This is a genomic window from Bartonella sp. AP58NXGY (assembly GCF_042195785.1).
GTDB lineage: Bacteria > Pseudomonadota > Alphaproteobacteria > Rhizobiales > Rhizobiaceae > Bartonella.
The window spans coordinates 2,095-3,893 of record NZ_JBHIOY010000034.1; the positions used below are offsets into that span (position 1 = coordinate 2,095).

The 1,799-nt window shown below is 38.3% G+C and carries 1 protein-coding gene and 2 pseudogenes; all 3 read right to left on the reverse strand.

All coding sequences use genetic code 11. From position 1 onward, the window contains the following. A pseudogene (locus ACFINC_RS09010) lies at positions 1-273 on the reverse strand (hypothetical protein); the annotation flags it as partial. Continuing rightward, positions 270-1,565 (reverse strand): hypothetical protein, encoded by a 1,296-nt coding sequence (locus ACFINC_RS09015; protein ID WP_375616989.1) that lies wholly within the window; start codon positions 1,563-1,565, stop codon positions 270-272. The gene ACFINC_RS09015 and the pseudogene ACFINC_RS09010, both read right to left, overlap by 4 nt. A gap of 42 nt (positions 1,566-1,607) precedes the next feature. Next, positions 1,608-1,799, reverse strand: a pseudogene (locus ACFINC_RS09020) (hypothetical protein); the annotation flags it as partial.

Sequence of the window (1,799 nt, forward strand, 5' to 3'; positions counted from 1 at the left end):
CTCATCATCTAAATTAAAACTCAATCCATGCTTTAAAGAGTTCCAAAAAGCTTCACTTTGCGTGATTTCGGGATGTTCTGCTTCTTCTTCATAAGAATTATTATATAAAGGATAGTCGGCTACATAAACATCATCACCAAGTTCAAGAACTCGATCTCCTGGTCGATAACGTTTACCTGAATTGCTGGGATTAAGAGGATAATCGGCTACGTAAACATCATCCCCAAGTTCAAGAACTCGATCTCCTGGTCGATAACGCTTATTGTTTATCATCTTTTTGCTCCCTTATATACTGGATGACCATTATAATTAACTATTGTTCCAGGAGGATAACGATCTAGCTCTTCTCTGCTACTTATAGTTGGCAAATTTGCACTGCCTCCTTGTGATGACTGATTAGCAGAGGAGCGACTAGCATCTTCACCTAGTAAATAGGCTTTTGCTTCAGGCGATAGTCTTGAAATAACATCTCTTATTTGATTCAGATTCCGCGTAAATAATTCTACATTCATATCAATGCTTAGTTCACCTAAAGAATGCTTTAGCATGTCAAGATCTTTATCACTGACATTTCCAAGTCCTACCGCTCCTGTCCTTGATAATTGCTTCAGTTCGTCTATACGATCACTTGCTATACGTTCCTTAATTGATTTCACGACTTTATCTGCACCATTTTCTTTCAATCCAGGAACAATGCTTTTAATCCAAGCAATCAGACCTGTTGCATACCCACCTTTTTCCTTAAGGTACTCATCAAGATATGTGAGATCTTTCAATAAAATACTTTTCCGTACTATATTATTTGCATATAGAGCTTTTGCACGTTCAGCTTCCTCATACGATTTACCACCTTCAACCATAATATATCTATATCCACCTGGTGCATTCGGATCTTCCACAAGCATCCTACCGTCATTGGTAAATTGGGAATTCCTATTTCCACCGTTCACTTTTTGTAATAGAAAAGCATTCAACGCATCTCTATTTCCAGCTATGAACCGCGCTTCTTCTTCACTATAGCCTTTAGACTTTAGATACTCGACAGTCTGGTTAACCTGCCCTCTTTGTTTATCTCCTTCATGCAAGTTCTTCAGCCCCTTGGCAAAAAGTTGCCATCCAGATGAATTTGGACTAGCCGTTATCGCACCCATAAGAAAATCATCAATATTTTTACTAACATCAGACTGTGAAAAACGAGAAAATTTATCCCAAAAACTAAGATTTGGTTCAGGAGGCTGTTCTTGCAATGGAACTGGTTTTGTTGAAATAGGTGGAGAAGTCTCTAACTGAGGAGGAGTTTCTGATTGTGGAATCGGAGAGGGTTTATTCCCCTCATTATCTATCTCAGAAGGACGAATAGAACCTATTGGAGAAGGAGAAAAAGAGCCTATCTTATATGGATCATTCATAGAAATCGCATTAAGAAAAACTGGTAATTTATGTTTGTCCTTTCGTTGATTCGCTATTGATTGTAGTAGATCTTTTTCTAGTCTGCGTTCGTGTAGATCTTTTTCTAGTTTTAATGCCCAACTTCTATCTCTCGGGTCAAAATCTATAAAAACCATTACTTTCCCTTTAACTATTTATTTTTTCTAAGATTATTCAAACTAAACGGCAGCATTTGCTGCCTTTTCCGCAGCCTTCTTTAATCCAAAAAGCACCATCATAGCATTCTGCCAAGGGTCGTTACCATGCATCTTAGATTCTGACACATTATTCGTCGTCGTGCCGTAATTTCTTGCGAAGCCATGACCGGCGTTCATAAGCATATTCAACCTATTCCAGCCGCTATTGTCTTG